We start from the raw sequence: 17,288 nt of genomic DNA on the forward strand, positions 1-17,288 counted from the left end.
GTCTCAACACGCCGTCGACGCCTAGGCGAAAAGACAGAACACCGAACGGTCGTCCCCGACGAGATGTCAGGTCCGAGTCGCGACGAGATACGCGGTGGCGGTGAGTCCGGCCCAGAGTATCCCGGCGACGCCGGCGACGAGCATGAGCCGGTTCGACCCGACGACGCCGGCGACGAGCCAGACCAGAATCCCGAGCCCGGCGAGTAGCTGGACGAACAACCCGCGCATCGGAACGGGCTGGCTTCGAACCGTCCGAACCATTCCATACCCGCCGAAGAAAAGCGCGGCCAAGAAACAGCCACCGCCGAGGATGCCCCACCCGGAGAGCAGTCCGGTCCCAGAGGTCGCCCCCGGCTCACGCTCGGGCAGGGCCGCGGCGGTCTCGGTGGAACTCGCCGACTCCGAGGCGGCCGCGGGTCCCGGGCGAATCCACGCCGTCGCGAATTCGTTGCTGTCGATTCCGAGGCCGTCTTCGACGGAGAGTATGACCGTAAGCGTCTCGTTCGGCATGCGGACGCCGAGTCCGGCGCGCTCCCGTGTCGTGTGGCTCGTCCCGTTAACGACGAAATGGTACTCCGAGACCGAACCGGTCTCCACGGTGCTTTCGCCCCCCGAGAGTTGGATTCGACTCCCCGGGGACGCCGTCGACGGCGCACTGAGCCGCGGGGTCGGCCGTCGGTAACGCTGACCGATCGGGGCGTCCGCGACCGGGATGAAGTCGACCCAGCCGTTGGTTATCGTGATTTCGTCGCCGTCGCCTTCCGGGAGGATAGAAGAGTGATACGGCCCGCTCGCGGCCCCCCAGTAGTTCGACTCCGCGTTGACGGTCCGTATCGAATCGGTGACGATACGCGCCGTCGCGTTCGCCGTGATGAGCCGGGAGATGTTAATCTCCATCCCGGTGTCGTGGCCGTAGACGTCGTTGTTAGCGATTCGGTAGCTGTCGGCGTCCGCCCCGCCGTACGAGAGCTCGACGCCTGTCGGCAGCGTGTCGTCGACGCGGCGGATATCGACCGCACCCTCGGCCGTCGACCGGGTGTGACTCACGCCGTCGGTGCGAAGGACGGCGACCGTGTCGTCCCAGAGCGTTGCGATTTCGATCTGTTGTCGCAGTTGCGGGTTCGCAACGAGTTCCGCGAACGGAGCGTCGACGTCGCTCTGGTCGAGAATCGCACCGCGGGACCCCTCGGCGATGTAGATCCCGGTACCGGGGTCGACACCGGCAACCGGCGGCGGCCGGACGTTCGCATTCGTGTTGAACACGATGTCGTTGTTCCGAACCGTCGCGTTCAGCGTGCCGCGAGCCACGAGTCCGTAGCCGTTCGCGGCGATGACGTTGTCAGACACGTTGAGTTGCCCGCTGTGGGTGAGCGGACTGGAGACGAGGAGCCCGGCACCACCGTTGTTGGCGAGGCGGTTCCCCGCGACGGTGACCCGGTGGACAAGGAGGTCCGAGCGGACCGTCAGTGCGTGGCCGCGGTTGTCGGCAATCGTGTTGTTGGTCGCGACGAAATCGCGGGCCAATGCGCGCACGGACAGGTCGAGGCCGTCGCCGCCGTTCTCGGCGATTCGATTCCGTGACAGCGTGACGTTTCGAACCACGTGGCTGTTGATCGCGACCCCGTCCTCGCTGTTGTTGAGAACTCGGTTCCCTGTCACCCGACCGTTCCTGATAGCCCAATTGGAGAGCGCGACCCCGTGTTGGCCGTTTTCGCTGATCACGTTGTCCGTGAGCCACAGTTCGCCCTCGCTCGTTTCGGACTGGATTTCGAGCCCGTTGCGGTCGTTGTCGACCAACTCGTTCCCGCGGAGCGTCACTCGCGTGACTCCACGGTCTCGCCGTTCCGACTGCCGAACGCGAATCCCCGTCGTCGACCGCGAAATCCGGTTGTCGGTCGCGACCAGCGTCGTCTGTGCCCGCGTCTCGACGTGGATGCCCGCGTCGCCCGCGTGCATGCTGTTACCACGGAAACTGCCTTCGCTCTGGGCGGCCCGTATCGCCACACCGTCTCCCCGCACGTCGGCGAACCGACTGTCGCTGACCCGGATGCCGGTGACGATATCCGCGTCGGCGAACAGCCCCGCGCCGTCGATCGCATCGAACTCGGAGTCGTGGACGGTGATCCCGCGGACGCGCGTGAGGTCGGTCGGCGGCGCGTACGCGAACGGCGTCGTCTCCGCTCCGACGACGTACATCGCGTGGACCCCGTCCGATAGCTGCGGGACTCGGCGGTCGAGCAGACTGACCCCGACCGGGTACACCCCCCGCGTCCGCGGGTTCACGACCCCGTCGAACTCGACGACGAGTCGATCTCGACTCGAAATATACTCCGATTTCGAGAGCGAAATTTCCACGTGACGCCCGCTGACCGACACGTCCGAGACGGCGTCGTCGAACGACTGGTCGATCTCCCCATCGCTGTCGGTGTCGAGGCCAATGCGACCGAGCGACTCGGACCCGACGTTTCTCACCGACCGTGCGCTCGGGTACCGCAGCCGAATCGTCTCCATCGAGACGCCGACGCCGGGGGCGAGTCTGAGCGTGTGCCGTGCGGTCCGGTTCCGGCGTCGGTCCGTCGAGTCGAGTTCGATTTCCTCGACGGCCCCGATCGACGGGCTTGCGCGGATGGCATGGCCGCCGATCTCGGAGAACGTCGACCGCGTTATCGTCACCGGGGGCGTCGTCGTGCCGTTAGCGGAGATTCCAGCCTCGGCGAAGTTTTGCAGCCGCGAATCGGTGACGGTGACTGACCCCTCGCCGCTCGTGGTCGTAACCCCGCTTCGACCGCCTCGTAACGTCGTATTGCGTAAGGAGAGCGTCGATGACTCCGAGCCGTTGTATCGAATCGTCTCCCACCTTACGTCCCCGGAACTCGCACTCTGCGTGATCAGGACCGGCCGCGTTTCGGTGCCGACCGCGTGCAACGACCCCCGGACCGTCAGCGAGACTCCCTCTGCGAGTTGGACCTCCGTTCCGGGCCGGATGGTGAGCGTCGCGCCGGGTTCGACAGCGACGTCCCGAATGAGTCGATAGGGGCCGCCGTCTTCGGTCCACGTCGCGTCCGACTGGATTGGTGACTCGACGAACGTGACCCCGGACGGTGCCGCCACGGCCGATCCGCTCAACATGGGTGTGAAAAGCGCACAGACGACGACGAGCGCCACGGCCCACGGGGTCAGTTTGTTAGTCACCACGTTTGTCTTACACTCAGATAGGTCAGGATACGGATTTAGCTTTCGCCTTCGCTGAGTTACACGTCGTCGGCCCGAGGCCGATGCCGATACTGCGCCTATTAGTGTCTAGCTATATACAAAATCGATCTTATAGAACGACCGTTCGATAGAGTTTTACGCCTCAACGAATCACCTCTCAGGTGTGAAATCGAACGTCGGAAACAGCGAAGACTCGGTTACTCGACTGACGAGTGGGCAGTTAGAAAATTAACATATTACCACGATGGTACGGAACAAATCAGCGATACTCCTTTGTGTGCTAGTAGTAACGTCAATCGCGGCGGTCCCGGTGTCGGCCGAGAGTTCGGTGTACGGCAATCCGGAACTCTCGCTAAGCGTGTCGGACAACACCTACAGGTCGAGCGAGTCCGCCACGCTGTCGATCGTCGCGAGTAACAACGGACGGCTCGAACAGGGCGGACCGGCGCAGTACGAACAGGAGGTCCAGACTGCGCAGAGCGTCCAGATGAAGGTTCTCGAAGAGCAGATCGACGCGCCGATCGACGTGAAAACGGGGACCGTGACGGCGGGCGCAATCCCGGACTCGGGAACCGGCCGCTTCGATTTCAACATCGAGATCGGTGCCGCCGAGCCGGGAACTTACGAGATTCCCGTCGAGGTACAGTACAAGTACGTCCGGATGGTCACGTACGGCAACGTCGATGGCCCGGAATACGTGTGGCGGACGGTCACGAAAGAGAAGTCGGTGACGGTCGAAGTCGAAGACCGTCCGCAGTTCGAGGTCGTGAACGACGACAACAACGCGGTGTTCGCCGGGGACACCGGCCAGCTTTCGTTCACGCTCGAAAACACGGGGACGCGAACCGCCACGTCGTCGTCGGTCCAGCTCACGACGCAGTCGCCGACGATCTTCTTCGGAACGACGCAGAACCCGCAGTCGTCGACGAGCCTGTACGTTCCGTCGCTCCAACCGGGTGAGCGGGCGAACCTCTCCGTCCAAGTCGGTGCGGCGGGAGAAACCCAAGCCGGGTCGTACCCCGTCAACCTCGCCGTGTCGTACGAGAACCAAAACGGAGTCACCGAGACCTCGGATACGCTGACGACCGGAGTCACGGTCAACCCCGAGCGAACGTTCGAGATCAGAGACATCGAGACGAAACGCTTCAGAGTCGACGAGGGAGAGGCGAAGATCAACGCGCAGGTCGTGAACACGGGCAGCGGCTCCGTGAGCAACGTCGCCGTCCGTATCGGTGACACAGCCGTTGTGACGCCGACGAACGGCGAGTCCGCAATCGGTGACCTCGGACCGGGCGAGTCCCAGCCGGTCTCCTTTACCGTCTCGATTCCGGCGAGCGCCGAGCCGGGGACGAACACGTTCCCGTTCATCGTCGAATACGAGAACCAAGACGGCGACGTGAGAACGACGTCGTCGCCGATTCGCAAGTCGATCTCGATCGGGGCGGAACAGGACCCGTTCACGGTCGTGAACGTCAGTACGGCCGTCTCGCCGGGGACGACCGAGACGGTGGACGTCGAGGTGCAGTACAACGGTGAAGAGCCGATCTCGGCGGCGAACGCCAAGCTCTTCGTGAGCGATCCGATTTCGACGTCCGACGACGGTGCGTATCTCGGCGAGATGCAGCCGGGAGAAACCAAGACGGCGACGTTCACCGTCAGCGCCGGCTCGGAAGCGATCGTCAAAGCCTACGACGCCTCGGTCGAGGTCCGGTACGACGAGGCCGACGGCGACACGAAATACACTGACGGCCTGCCGGTCGGCATTGCCCTGTCCCCGTCGAGCGGTGGACTCCCGATCCCGATGTCGGTAATCGGTGTTCTCGCACTCCTCGGGATCGGAGCGATAGCCGTCGTCTACCGCCGTCGATGACGGATCATGGACGGGACAAGGAGTAACCATGGATAAGCTACGCGAGGTATTCAGCACGGTCGGAAGACAGGTCCAACAGCGACCAGTCGCAGTGCTGCTCCTCGCAGTCCTGCTGATCTTCGGAGCGTTCGGCGGTGCTGCGCAGATCACGAGCGTTACTGGCGACGCTGCATTCGTTGCGGACAACCCAACGTTCGACGCGTTTACGGAATCGTTTGACCGAGGCAGCATTGCCGTTCTCGTACGGGGGGATATTTCGGAACCGCAGACACTCCACGCGATCGACCGCGTCGACCGGCAGATGTCGACGAAGGCGAACGTCCAGACCGTAACGAGTCCGGCAGACCAGGTCCGTCAAGAGTACGGCCGAATCCCCGATTCGGAGGCGAAAATTCGGAGCGTTATCGGATCACCGGACTACACGGTCGTCCAGATCGTCTTCGATACGGGGCTCTCTCAACAGGACGAACGCCCCATCTACACGCAGGCCGTAGAAGCGACTGACTGGGCGGAGTTCCCCGCCGGGACGACGGTAACCGTCACTGGCAGTGCCGCGTTCTCTGCACAGCTTTCGACGCTCATCCAGCAGAGTACACAGCAGTTACTCGGCCTCGCGATCGGGCTCATGGTCGTGGCGCTGTTCTTCTTGTTCCGCGGCGTCCGCCTCCGTCTCCTCCCGATTGTCGCCGTCTTCGTCGGCGTCATCTACACGTTCGGAGCGATCGGATACGCTGGAGTCCCCAACTCGACAATGACCAGCGCGGTCTTCCCCATCTTGATCGGGCTGGGCATCGACTACTCCGTGCAGTTCCACGAGCGGTACGAGGAAGAACTCGAAAACCATCCGCCGCGCGAAGCGCTTCCGCAAGCGCTTGGCGGGATCGGCCCACCGGTCTTCGTCGCTATGCTCGCCGCCGCCCTAGGGTTCGGAGCGACGTGGGTGTCGACGTCGTCGCCGTCGATTATCTGGTTCGCCCAGACCTCGATCTTCGGCGTGCTTCTCACCTTCGTCGCGGGGATTCTCGTTCTCCTCCCGCTTCTCACCCTCTGGGTTCGCCGGCGGGACGACTCGACGGGCGAAACGCCGACCGAAGACGACGCTCCGACGACGGCCGAAACGACGCAGTCCCAAGGCGACTCAGATCGCGTCGGCCTCGTTGGAGAACTGCTCGGCCGTTCGGCGCGGACGCTCGCGAGTCATCCAGTGCTCGTCCTCAGCATCGCGCTGCTGATCGCTCTCGTGGGCTTTCAGGCCGGCGGGTCACTCGACACGCTCGCGGATACGGAAGGGTTCATCCCGCAGGACCTCCCCGCGTACACCGACCTCCAACAGTTCCGCTCTGTCGCCGGGGGCGGTTCGAGCACGAGTTACGACGTGCTCGTGACCGGTACGAATCTCAAACACCCGACAACATTGCAGTGGATGCTTGACTTCGAGCACATCGCAACACAGGCCCCGCTGGTACAAGGCGTCGATTCGCCAGCGACGCTGATTAAACAGCACAACGGGGGCCAAATCCCCCAAACCGAGAGTGGCGTCAAGCGCGTGCTCGAAACCATCCCCGAGAGACAGAAACTCCAGTATTACAACGATGGGCGTGCGCACATCATGGTCTACTCCGCACGGGATATGACCACCCAGCAGGCCCTCTCGTTCCTTGAGAACACGCGCGAGTCGATCGCGTACAGTAGTCCGCCGCCCGGAGTGACGGCGGACATCACGGGAACCGCCGCGATTGCGACGCCCTCCATCGTGGAGCAGATCAACTCACGAAACGTGACGACCGGACTGGGAGTCCTGTTCGTGTTCGTCCTGCTCCTCCTGTACTATCGCAATCTGGTGAAGGCTGTTGCGCCGCTCATCCCGATGGTGTTCGTCATCGGCTGGCAGAACATCTACATGTATCTGCTGAACATCCCGGTTTCGCCACTCGGTGCGAGTCTCGGGGCGATGACTGTCGGGATCGGTGCGGAGTACACCATCATCGTGATGGACCGATACTACCAAGAGAAGCAGCAGGCGGGCGTCAGTCGACTCGATGCCGTTCAGACCGCAGCCACTCGGGTCGGAAAGGCGATCAGCGTGTCGGGAATGACGACTGTGTTCGGCTTTTCGGCGCTGGTGTTGTCGCCGTTCCCGATTCTCAGCGGGTTCGGCTTCCTGACCGTCGGCGTCGTGTTCCTGACCCTCATCGCGTCGCTGGCGACACTCCCCCCGACGCTCGTCCTCTTGGACTCGATCTCCGAGCGCGTGACCGCCATCCGCTCGTCGCGAGTGTGACGCTCCCCCGCGTTTCTTACCATCCCCCGCGCTAACGCGCGAGGGGTTCGCCGTTGAGGTCGGTGACCGACGCCCGGAGGCAACGAACGGGGTGAGAAACGCCAACCCTCACGGAGCATCGGCGATACCCTCTCGGGTCACGTTCCGAGGGACTCGCCTCGCGTAACTGTCGAAATCAGGTTTCTAACCGCCTCGACGAGCGTGTCGATGAGTCCGTCAGACGAGGGCTCCGAGGGGACGCTGGGTAACGGCGTGTTCGTGCGCACCGAGCCGGCTGGAGTCGGCGTCGACGCGTTCGGTTCGTCGGCCGTCGCGTTCGGTGGTGCGACCTGAACCGTCTCGATATGCTCTCTCCCGGTCGAATCGGTCACACGGACCCGAACACGCGCCGGGTACCCGTCCAGTTGGAGCGTTTCGTTGATAGTAACGTCGCTGGCCACGCCCCCACCGTAAATCTGCGCTAAATCGACGGTGTCGCCGGCCGGTCCGACCGTCTCGGCGTACACGCTGGTAACGCGGCCATCGTACACGCGACCCTCGACGTGGACCCGGCCGTCGCTGACCCGAATCGCGTCCGGCTGGAGTTCGATGGCCGGTTGCACGAGCTGCGTGACGTTCACCGCGAGTTCTCGTTTCGTCGCGTTGCCGGTGGCGTCGTCCGCAACGATGGTGATGTTCCGACGGTCTCCCGTGATCGGTATCGTCCTCGTGAACGTGTGTTCGATTGGCCGTGCACCGATTGGCTTCGGTTGGACCTCGTAGTTCAACCCCGAGCCGTCCGCCGAGCCGCGACGAACACCGATCGAGCGGATGCCGACCGCGTCCGTCACCCGAATGGTCAACCGAACCGCCGAGCGTGTTTTGACGAGGCTCTGGTTGAGTATCTCAATCGACGGCGGCGTCTCGTCTTTGACGTAGATGTTGACATTGTACTGACGACGGTGGCCGCGCGAATCGAGCACCGTAATCTTGAGACTGTTTTGGCCAGCGCCCACGCTGTCGTCGAACGGCCCTAGCCGAAGCGGTTTCGAAATCGACGTGTTCGGATCGTCGATCACGACCCGCTTTCGGAAGCCCCAGGGAGTATCGATACCCTGGCCGTGATACCGCAGTTCGATCGACACCTGCTCGACGTCCGAGTGGTCGTAGAGCGTCCCGTCGAGGCTGATTCGAGACCGATTGATCGTATAGTTGTTCTCGGGGGTTTCGTAGATACTGGTGTTGCCCGTCCGGAACGGCGACGTGAACACCAACGCCGGGGCGATCGAATCCTCGATTATCGTTGCCCTGTGGGTCGTGGTTCTCCCGCCCTCCTTTACGAGAACCTCCAGATCGTGCTCGCCAGCGTTCACATCGAGCGTTGACGTTTCCTGGACCGCGGTGCTGTTCGGCGTATATATCCGTCGGCTGTCTCCATCCACGCGGACGACGAGCAGTTCGATTGCCGCTGAACTGTTTGCTCGAACCGTGAGTTCGGGGTTGTCGCCGGTCGTAACCGTGTCCCCGTCGGCCACAGTCCGGTTTTCGATAACCAGCGTCAGACTCGGCTCTGAACGGTCGGTCGAATTGTTCCGTTCGACCTGCTGGTGTGTGTCCGAAACATCGATAGCCACGTCTCCAGTTGTCGTCGATGGCTCCGCCGCGGCGGTTACTCCTGCAGTAAAAGAGAGTATCAGTAGAACTGCGGCCGCCCAGCCCACGTGCTTGGAGTCCATGTTCGAATACACTAGCCAGTGGGCGTTTCGAAGATAAATCTACAGACCCAACTATCATCGTTGAAATTCGGAGCAGGACTAACGGAGACGGACCCGAAGATACGGAGCGATACGGTCCCGAAATCGGGAGCCGCCGACCCAAGATGAAGTGGTGCTGGCCTGTCGTTGCGAGTAAGCAAATCGGTGTAGATTACTCGCGTTACAGCCATCAAACAACTGGCCGCGAACACGACTAGTTGGGTCGATCCGGTGACTGCCCATACAGAGGCTGGCTTGACGCCAACCTTTCTTATCCTCAAATCCATCGATACTAATCTATTTCGGTCTCAAGTCGCCTCTCGGGCAGTCCTCTCTGTCGAGGGAGGATTGAACGTCCCGAGATGACGTACGACTAGGTCCGTCTGGCCAAGCACCTTCCGCATCCATGTGGGAGCCCCACGCAACGAAAGAGCGGAATCAAGGGAGACAAATACCCAAACCGCTACCACTCTCCGAGAGGTAGTTCACCCATGAACAACAGCGAAGCGATCGACGCGCTCATCGAGCTCGGTCTGTCTACGTATGAGGCGCGGGTGTTTACCGCACTGATCGAACTCGGTGAGGGAACGGCCCGCGAGGTTGCGAAGACGTCGGACGTCCCCCGTTCGCAGGTGTATACGACGGCAAAAGAACTGCAGTCGCGAGGGTTCATTAGCGTCCAACAGGCGAATCCACAGGTATTCCAACCGATATCGCTGTCCGAGGTCGAGTCGCAACTCAGTCGCGAATTCGCATCCAAGCGTGACACGGCGTTCGACCGGCTCAAGACGCTCGAACGGCAGACCGCACCGGCGGCCGAACAGAACGAAGACGTGTGGACGATCACGGGCACGCCGGCGATCATCGGCCGGGCCAGCCAACTCATCGACGAAGCCGAAACGCGAGTGATCTACGGTGCCGAGAGCCTCGGTCATCCGGATGCCGAACTCCTGAGTACAGTCCGCTCGTGCTGTTCGCGCGACGTCTCGGTACACCTGCTTCAGGATAGCGACCAAGAGATTTCGGACCAGTGGCGAGAGATCGACTGCGTGTCCGCCGTGTCGATCCCACCGCAACAGTCCAAAGGCGACCACGCAGTGCGGCTGTTACTCGTCGATTCGGATAGCTTCCTCCTGAGTGTCCGCAGTAACCGATCGGCACCCGAGATCGCGATTTGGAGCGCAAACACGACGTTCGCCGAGGCGTTCTCACAGCTCCTCACGAGCAGTCTCCCCGTTCCCGAGTGAACAGCTCTCTGTCTTCCGGGCTCGCTTAGGGTGACGCCGCCCGCTGTTCGAGAATGTGCCAGAGCTCTCCGAGTCCTGACTCCGTTCCAGAAGTACGTGAGGACGACCCAGTCGTCGGTCTCCACCGTAGTCTCGGTGGCGACGCTCGTCTGTCAGAAGTGTCTCTTCGGGTTGGTCGGGTAAAATAAAAAGACCGGAACGAATCCGGTTGGTTACTCGTCTGCTGTCGTCACGTCCTCGTCGGAGTGACGAGGCGGGACGGCGGCGTTAGTTCTCGCGGCGGAGTGCGAGAAGGGCCGCGCCGACGAGTGCGACGAGAGCGACTGCGATACCGAAGCCGGGCGTGTTGGAGGACGTGGTGGACGTCTCCTCAGTCGGCTCCTCGGTGGTCTCAGTCGGCTCCGAGGTCGTCGTCGTTTCCGTGGGTTCGTCCGTGGTCGTCGACGTTTCCGTTTCGCCCGAGGACGTCGTCGTGGTGTCCTCACGCTCGGAGACGATTTCGACGTTCACGGTGTCCGTGTTGTCGCCGTCGTCGGCTTCCACGGTGAACGTACCCGTCTCGAAGTCGGTGGTGTCAATTTCGACCATCCACTGGCCGTCGTTGTTCCACTCGTCAGTGTCTTCGAGTGCGACGGACGTGCCGTCTTCACTCGTCACTTCGATGCTGATGGTGTTGTCGTCCGGCTTGAGGTTCGTCGAGCCAGCGATGACCATCGTTTCACCGGTTGCGACCGGGTTGATGCCAGACGCTTCAGCGGCGTCGGGGTAGATCGAGTCGATGGACGTCGAGGACTCGGCCAGACGGAACGTCTCGGTGACGATCAGGTCGTCGCTCGCCGTCTCGTCAACCGTTTCGGAGGCGATGAGCTCGTTGACCTGCTCACCGTTGTTGTTGTTGCTGTCGAGCTGGTCGAGGTAGCCCGTCAGGTCGTCGAGGTTCGCGCCGTTGCTCGGGCCGGACGGCAGCGAGCCGTCACCGACAGCGCCGTCGCGACCGACCGAGAGGATGTGGGCGGTGACCTGGCCCTGCGTGAGGCCGACGGTGATGTCGTCCTCTTCGAAGGTACCGTCGCTGTCAACGCTCACGGACTGGTATTCGACGTTACCGCGCTCGTCGACGAAGATGACGAGGACGGAGTCGGCACCGCTGGCGGTACCGTTAACGTCAGTCGTTCCGGAGTCGACAGGAGCGACCTGGCCGTTGATCGTGGTGAACTGACCGGTCAGACCCTGGTCGACCACACGGATCGAGTTACTGCTGCTCACGCCGCTGGTGAAGTCAGACGTCGTAAGCGCGTCGTCGACGGAACCGTCGTCGTCAGTGTCAGCGTCGGACGCGTCGATGACGCCGATGCGGTAGGTACCCGTCAGCGACAGGATGCTGCTACCGTCGCCGGGGAGGTTCGAGATCGCAACGTCTTCCTCTTCGAACGTGTCGTCAGAGTCGACGTTAATTTCGTTGTCGCCGCCGATTTCGAGGAGCTGCCAGTCGCCATCGTCGCGGACGTAGATTGCGACGCTGTCGGAGCTGGTAGCCGTACCGTTAATGTCGACTTCCGAGCCAACGACGTACTGACCGGTCGGGCTCGAAAGCGATGCACCGCCTTCCTCGACGGTGAGCGTGATGTCGTTCGTCGGGTCTTCGTCGACTGCTTCGGTCGCGTTCACACCGACGTCGTAGACTTCGACGTCGATGTCGCTGTCGTCGAGATACTGCGTTTCGATGCCGCCAACGGCGCTCGCGCCGTCGATTTCGACGATAGCGTACGCGATGTCCGCGTCACTGACGTCCATGGTCGTGGCCGCGGAGGAGTTGTTCACAGCCGTGCTGTTCGCGATGCCGACCTCCGAGGTGTCGCCGATGTTACGGAAGACCGCCTTGGCCTGTTGCGTCGTGACGTCGTTCTGGAGGTCGTTGATGTCGATTGCAACGACGTGCTCGTTGCCGTCGATGCCGTTCGTGACCGTGTACTGAACGTCAGTACCCTGCGTCACGGACTCGCTGTCGAGTTCGATGCCGACCTCGTCCTGCGACGAGATCGTCAGCGTCAGCGTCTCGGACGCCGAGCCGAAGTCGAGGTCCTCAGCGCCTTCGATGGTGATCGTGTACTCGCCAGCGTCCTGACCGGACATGTCGAGCTGGGCACCGTTCTGCGTGCCAGTCGTACCGTCGTCGACGAGACCGTCGGAGCTGGTCAGAACCTCGTTGGTGATGTCAGTTCCGCTCGGGTCTTCAACGGTGACCTCGACCTTCTCGGCCGATTCGTAGTTGTAGTCAGCGTTGACGTAGAGCTCATCAGCGTCGCCCGAGCTGATGGAGGAGCCGGTAACGTCGCCACCGGACGCCGTCACGATTTCGCTGTCCGTGATACGGGGCGTCAGGAGGGTGACGTTGGCAGATCCGCTAGACGATCCGTCAGCGGAGTACGTACCAAGCGGCTGGTCATCCGAGCTCTGCGGGATTGGCGAGGAAAGGTCCAGCGTAACGCCTTCCGCGTTACCTGCCGTACCCGTCAGAAGCGGATTCGAAGCGCCGAGTCCTGCGTCGGTGTTAATCTCCTCACCGAGGAAGACGCGGTCTCCGGATGCAATTGTCTTGTTGAACGCTTCGTTATCTGCGTCGAGATCTCCACGCTCCGCGGCGGCACTTCCGGTCAGCGCGATGGTCCCCGCAAAGACGGAGGTTACCATTAGCGCTGCGAGAAGTATCGCACGCGTTTGGTTTTTGAGCTTTGTCATAGTGTACTTGTAGCGCCAGTATTTTCCACGCACATCGCTATGACGCGGATCCCTACTAGCGGGGGATGGGCAGGGGTACGGTAGAACCATATAAGCGGCCTTGGTAAATGCTTTCTGTTTCTGTTGCTTGATTGGTCACTATTCCCGTTGCCGTCTCGGACTTGGCGTCGGGTCATCCGCGCGCACGTAACGTCATAGTGATAGTGGAGACGGTCGGACCGCTCTGGCCGACCCTCGGGGACGGACGCGCGAGAAAACGGCCTCCAGCAGGCCACTCCCCGACCAAACCCCCAGCAACGACGCTGACTAGCACGGTCGCGATGACGGCAGTCCCATCCTCAGAAGTAGACGAAACGCGGCGAGGAATCACGACCGCCGGGACGAGTCGCTCGGAGCACGGCTCTCAGTCGGGGCCGAACCGCATCTCAGGCGGGCAGTTCGAGGGTAGCAACTGTGGGAACTCAGCGGATCGTGACCACGGCGCTTCGGAAAACAGCCGTCTGAGATTGCCAACTGTTCCGTCGGGTACACGTCCAGACGGGTTGGGCGGGAGTCACCGCGCCCCCACGTCGGGGACGGCGGTTACGCCGCCTGCGAGACTACGTCGTCAGGTTGAGCGTCCGCGGACGAGCCACGACTTCAGTTGTGAGTCGGCGGCAGTACCACGCGGATGAGCGTCATCGCGAGTGGTCACGTTCGGCTCGATTTCGATCTTTTGCGGCCCCGCGACGACCGTGTCGTTGTAGCTGATCGAGACGTTCGCGGCCCCAGCCTTCGCCGGCGTGAAGTTACAGGAGACGACGCCGTTCTGCCCGACGGTCGTCAGACAGCGGGAGAAGTAGGTGGTGCCCTCCTGTGACATCGTGAGGTCGATGTCCATCTTGGTCTGTGGGGCGAGGTTGGTCCGTGCCGAGACGTTAAGCTTCGTGCCGGACATGGTCGCCGTGAGGTTGTCCACCGACGGTTCGGCGACCGTGAACGCCTCGGTCAGTACGACCCGCTCCCCGTCGGCGTGGATTTCGCTGTCGATTACGACGGTCACGTTGTACGTCCCGGTTTCCAAGCGCGTGGAGTCAGCGACGACGTTGAGCGTGTCAGTCTCCGCGTCGTATGCGACGTCGAACACAGTCTGCGGGGAGACGAAGTCCATCTCGGAACTCTCGACGCGGAGGTCGACGCCGGGACCCACGTTACCGAGGGCATTCGACGCGTATTCGAGACGACTGTGGGCGGTCTCCTCTCCGAACGACACCGAAACATCGCTCACACCCTCCGTACGGGGGTTGACGACGTGGTATTCGAACAGCAGCGTCTCGTTGTCCGCGACCGAGACAGGCTCGTCGAATGCGACTGTCAGCCCGCCACTAGACGTGACCTGATACCGATTGACGGCGGTTCTGAGCGACCGGTCGATCTCGCCGTCGGCATCCGTATCAATCCCGATGTGTTCGATCAACTGCGAGCTGTGCAGGGACGGAGACAGCCCCTCGCGATAGTTGATCCGGAGCGTTTGACTCGTGCGGACGTCCGTCTCTGGGGACCACTGTACGACGTGTGTCGTGCGCGCGCCCGTGGACGCGTTCCGCGCGAACACCGGCTGCGTGCCGGGTGCAGGCCGCTGAACGGCGCTTTCGAGCCCGCTCACGTGGTACTGCACGACTGCGTCGTCACCGACCGCGACGACGGGAGCGGACCCACTCCCGCGCGATCGGTCAGCACAGTCGACGTTACCGGGCTGCTGGGTGGCTGGTACCGAACACGCCGCGCTCCCTCGGACCGATGGGGGCTCAATCCAGAGACGGTCCGCAATCCGGGTCTGGCCGGCGGAGGCGATTACGTTGTACCGGCCGGTCGGAAGTGCTTCAGGGGCGGCCGCGTTCGGGCGCGTGAGGACAGAGACAGTGTCGTTTGCGTCCGCCGTCCGGAACGCGGCGTCGGGGGCGTTCGCGTTCGACGTGTCGAACACCACGGTGACAACGCCGTCGCCGGAGCCGTCGGTCGCTAAGACGGTCGCCGAGAAGTCGCCTTCCGCAGACGAGATTTGGAGTCTAGCCTCGTCGGTGTTGTTGAGGACCAGCGTGCGTTTTACGAAGTCGCCTTGCTGTTCGACCCGCTGGGCGTCCGCGAACCGCACCGATTCGTCTGTGGGGTCCAACGCGTGCACAGCGATTGCGCCGCTAGGAACCGCCGTCAGCCCGAGAATCAACAAGAAGATAACAGATAATGTTCGTATCGAGCGGGTCCGTGGACTCATACCCCTGACTATCTGGTCCGGCAGTAAGTACTTTCTGTCACAGTCACCATCCTCAAACGCCTGTAGGTAGCTTTCACGTCAGTTGAGAGTCCAGTTTTGGGTTGCGTGCTGTCACCGGCCGTCACTGCCCTCGATAACCGTCCGTTTGACGTGGTTTCGCCCGTCAAATGGCGGGTTTTCTGTTGACTCACCGACCAGTGTCCACAAAAGATATTAGTTGTGTGTCGCTACTGTTAGTAGAGATGTATACACAGGTGTTGTCCCGAGAGCCTTGCCGAATCAGCGCCCTCCTCCTCACGTCTGAAACGCACTGATGTACAGAGACACGCTTCGTTCTACGCTACTTGCCCTCTGTCTCGTCTTCGTGCTGACTACCTCGTTGGTCACCCCGGTCGTCGCCCAGACCGCCAGTTCGGGGCAGGTGTACGGGTCGCCCGACATCGACGTGTTCACCTCGACGAGCGAGTTCGAGCCCGGGACGCAGTCGCAGCTCCGGCTCACACTCCGAAACAACGGTCAGATCGATCAATCGGGCCCCGAGCGATACGAAAGCCGCGTGACGACCGCCCGCGGCGTCACTGTCGAAGCACAGTCCGGGGACGCGCCCATCGAGATTAACACCGGCACTATCGGGGCCGGAAATGTCGCGACGGGGACTGTCGACCTTTCGCCAATCGATATCACGGTGTCCGAGAATGCAACCCCCGGAACGTATCGGATTCCGATCGAGGTGTCGTACACGTACACGCGACTCGTCGATTACGACCCGTCCGGCGCCGAGTACACGGATAACACGCGAACGAGGACCCACTACGTGACGGTCCGCGTCCGCGACCAGCCGCGGTTCGAAGTCGTCGAGACGTCGTCGACTGCGCAGGTCGGGAACACTGGCGACCTCTCCGTGACGATCGAAAACACCGGCACCCGCGCTGCGAGCGAAGCGAGCGTCACGGCGACCTCGCGGAGCGACGAACTCGTGTTCGGAACGGGTTCGGAGAGTTCGACCGCCCAAGTCGGCCGCTGGGCCGTCGGCGAGCGTCGGACGGTCAACTACACCGTCTCGCTCGCGGAAGACGCCACGGTGCGCGGCTACACGGTCAATCTCGACGTCGACTACACCGACACCGACGGCATCGCTCGAACGTCGCGAACGCTGAACATCGGCGTCACCCCCGCCGAAGAACAGAGCTTCGCCCTCGAAAACGTCTCTACGAACCTCCGCGTCGGCGCGGACGGAACGGTCTCGGGGACGGTCGTCAACAACGGGCCGAAACGCGTCGACGACCCGGTGCTCCGGTTCGGTTCGAGCAATCCGAACATCAACGTCGAGACGTCCGAGTACGCGCTGCCGGACCTCGAACCGGGCGACAGTGCCGCGTTCGAATACGAGGTCGGCGTTAGCGACGCCGCGAGCGCGAACGTCCAACAGCTCAACCTCTCGGTGGAGTACCGCAACAGCCGCGGGAACATTCGAGTCAGCGACGGGCTCACGACCAACGCAGAGATCGCTCCGCATCAGGACCGCTTTATCGTCGAGGTGGTCAACAACACGATCGAAGCCGGAAGTGACAGAGCAGTCCGCGTGCGGGTCACCAACAACGGCGACGAGCCACTCACGAACATCGAAGCCCAGGCGTTCGTCCGAGACCCGCTCAGTAGCGACAACGACGAGGGGATAATCAGCGAGCTCCAGCCGGGCGAATCCGAGGAGTTCACGATTGCGCTGAGCGCCGGGGCCGACGCGCTGCCGAAGCGCTATCCGGTCTCCTTCGACTTCCAGTACGAGATGCCGGACGGAGACACGGAAGTGTCCCAAACGTACACCACGCCGATCGAAGTGACCGAGTCGCAGGGCGGCGGCCTCCCGATTGGGCTGATCGTCGGTGCGGTCGTCGTGATCGGCGTGCTCGGCGTGTTCGGCTGGCGGCGCTTCAACACGGACGAGTAACTA

8 protein-coding genes are annotated in these 17,288 nt (G+C 62.4%); 4 read left to right on the forward strand and 4 right to left on the reverse strand.

Annotated features, from left to right (window positions below; translation table 11 throughout):
* Positions 1-66: 66 nt before the first annotated feature.
* Positions 67-3,129, reverse strand: a complete 3,063-nt coding sequence (locus tag NDI65_RS20495; protein WP_089777280.1) for a right-handed parallel beta-helix repeat-containing protein — start codon at positions 3,127-3,129, stop codon at positions 67-69.
* A gap of 394 nt (positions 3,130-3,523) precedes the next feature.
* Here NDI65_RS20495 and NDI65_RS20500 point away from each other — a divergent pair, with 394 nt between their 5' ends.
* Positions 3,524-5,083 (forward strand): COG1361 S-layer family protein, encoded by a 1,560-nt coding sequence (locus tag NDI65_RS20500; protein WP_089776744.1) that lies wholly within the window; start codon positions 3,524-3,526, stop codon positions 5,081-5,083.
* A 28-nt stretch (positions 5,084-5,111) separates the two neighbouring features.
* A complete protein-coding gene (locus tag NDI65_RS20505; RefSeq protein ID WP_089776745.1) occupies positions 5,112-7,364 on the forward strand; it encodes an RND family transporter in 2,253 nt (750 codons plus the stop codon).
* A gap of 137 nt (positions 7,365-7,501) precedes the next feature.
* On the opposite strand, the gene NDI65_RS20510 is transcribed toward NDI65_RS20505, so the two are convergent.
* A complete protein-coding gene (locus tag NDI65_RS20510; RefSeq protein WP_089776746.1) occupies positions 7,502-9,079 on the reverse strand; it encodes a hypothetical protein in 1,578 nt (525 codons plus the stop codon).
* Positions 9,080-9,588: 509 nt separating this feature from the next.
* On the opposite strand from NDI65_RS20510, the gene NDI65_RS20515 reads away from it, so the two are divergent.
* Positions 9,589-10,344, forward strand: coding sequence for a helix-turn-helix domain-containing protein (locus tag NDI65_RS20515; protein WP_089776747.1), 756 nt, complete (start codon positions 9,589-9,591; stop codon positions 10,342-10,344).
* 267 nt (positions 10,345-10,611) lie between these two features.
* Here NDI65_RS20515 and csg read toward each other — a convergent pair whose 3' ends face one another.
* Together csg and NDI65_RS20525 are read right to left on the reverse strand one after the other, a co-directional pair.
* Entirely contained in the window at positions 10,612-13,083 is a 2,472-nt protein-coding gene (gene csg, locus NDI65_RS20520) for an HVO_2072 family ArtA-dependent S-layer glycoprotein (RefSeq protein ID WP_089776748.1), read from the reverse strand.
* Between the two features lie 607 nt (positions 13,084-13,690).
* The gene (locus tag NDI65_RS20525; RefSeq protein WP_226908689.1) at positions 13,691-15,292 is read right to left on the reverse strand and encodes a hypothetical protein; all 1,602 of its coding nucleotides are present in this window, start codon (positions 15,290-15,292) and stop codon (positions 13,691-13,693) included.
* A gap of 466 nt (positions 15,293-15,758) precedes the next feature.
* Here NDI65_RS20525 and NDI65_RS20530 point away from each other — a divergent pair, with 466 nt between their 5' ends.
* Positions 15,759-17,285, forward strand: coding sequence for a COG1361 S-layer family protein (locus tag NDI65_RS20530; RefSeq protein WP_089777281.1), 1,527 nt, complete (start codon positions 15,759-15,761; stop codon positions 17,283-17,285).
* Positions 17,286-17,288: the final 3 nt, after the last annotated feature.

Origin of the sequence: Haloferax sp. S2CR25, from assembly GCF_031624535.1 — an archaeon.
GTDB classification, from domain to species: domain Archaea; phylum Halobacteriota; class Halobacteria; order Halobacteriales; family Haloferacaceae; genus Haloferax; species Haloferax massiliensis.

What these genes read in the sequence shown, in the direction of transcription:
- NDI65_RS20495 (WP_089777280.1), bottom strand. Translation starts at nt 3,129, where the DNA reads ATGTTGAGCGGATCGGCCGTGGCGGCACCGTCCGGGGTCACGTTCGTC.
- NDI65_RS20505 (WP_089776745.1), top strand. Translation starts at nt 5,112, where the DNA reads ATGGATAAGCTACGCGAGGTATTCAGCACGGTCGGAAGACAGGTCCAA.
- NDI65_RS20510 (WP_089776746.1), bottom strand. Translation starts at nt 9,079, where the DNA reads ATGGACTCCAAGCACGTGGGCTGGGCGGCCGCAGTTCTACTGATACTC.
- NDI65_RS20515 (WP_089776747.1), top strand. Translation starts at nt 9,589, where the DNA reads ATGAACAACAGCGAAGCGATCGACGCGCTCATCGAGCTCGGTCTGTCT.
- csg (WP_089776748.1), bottom strand. Translation starts at nt 13,083, where the DNA reads ATGACAAAGCTCAAAAACCAAACGCGTGCGATACTTCTCGCAGCGCTA.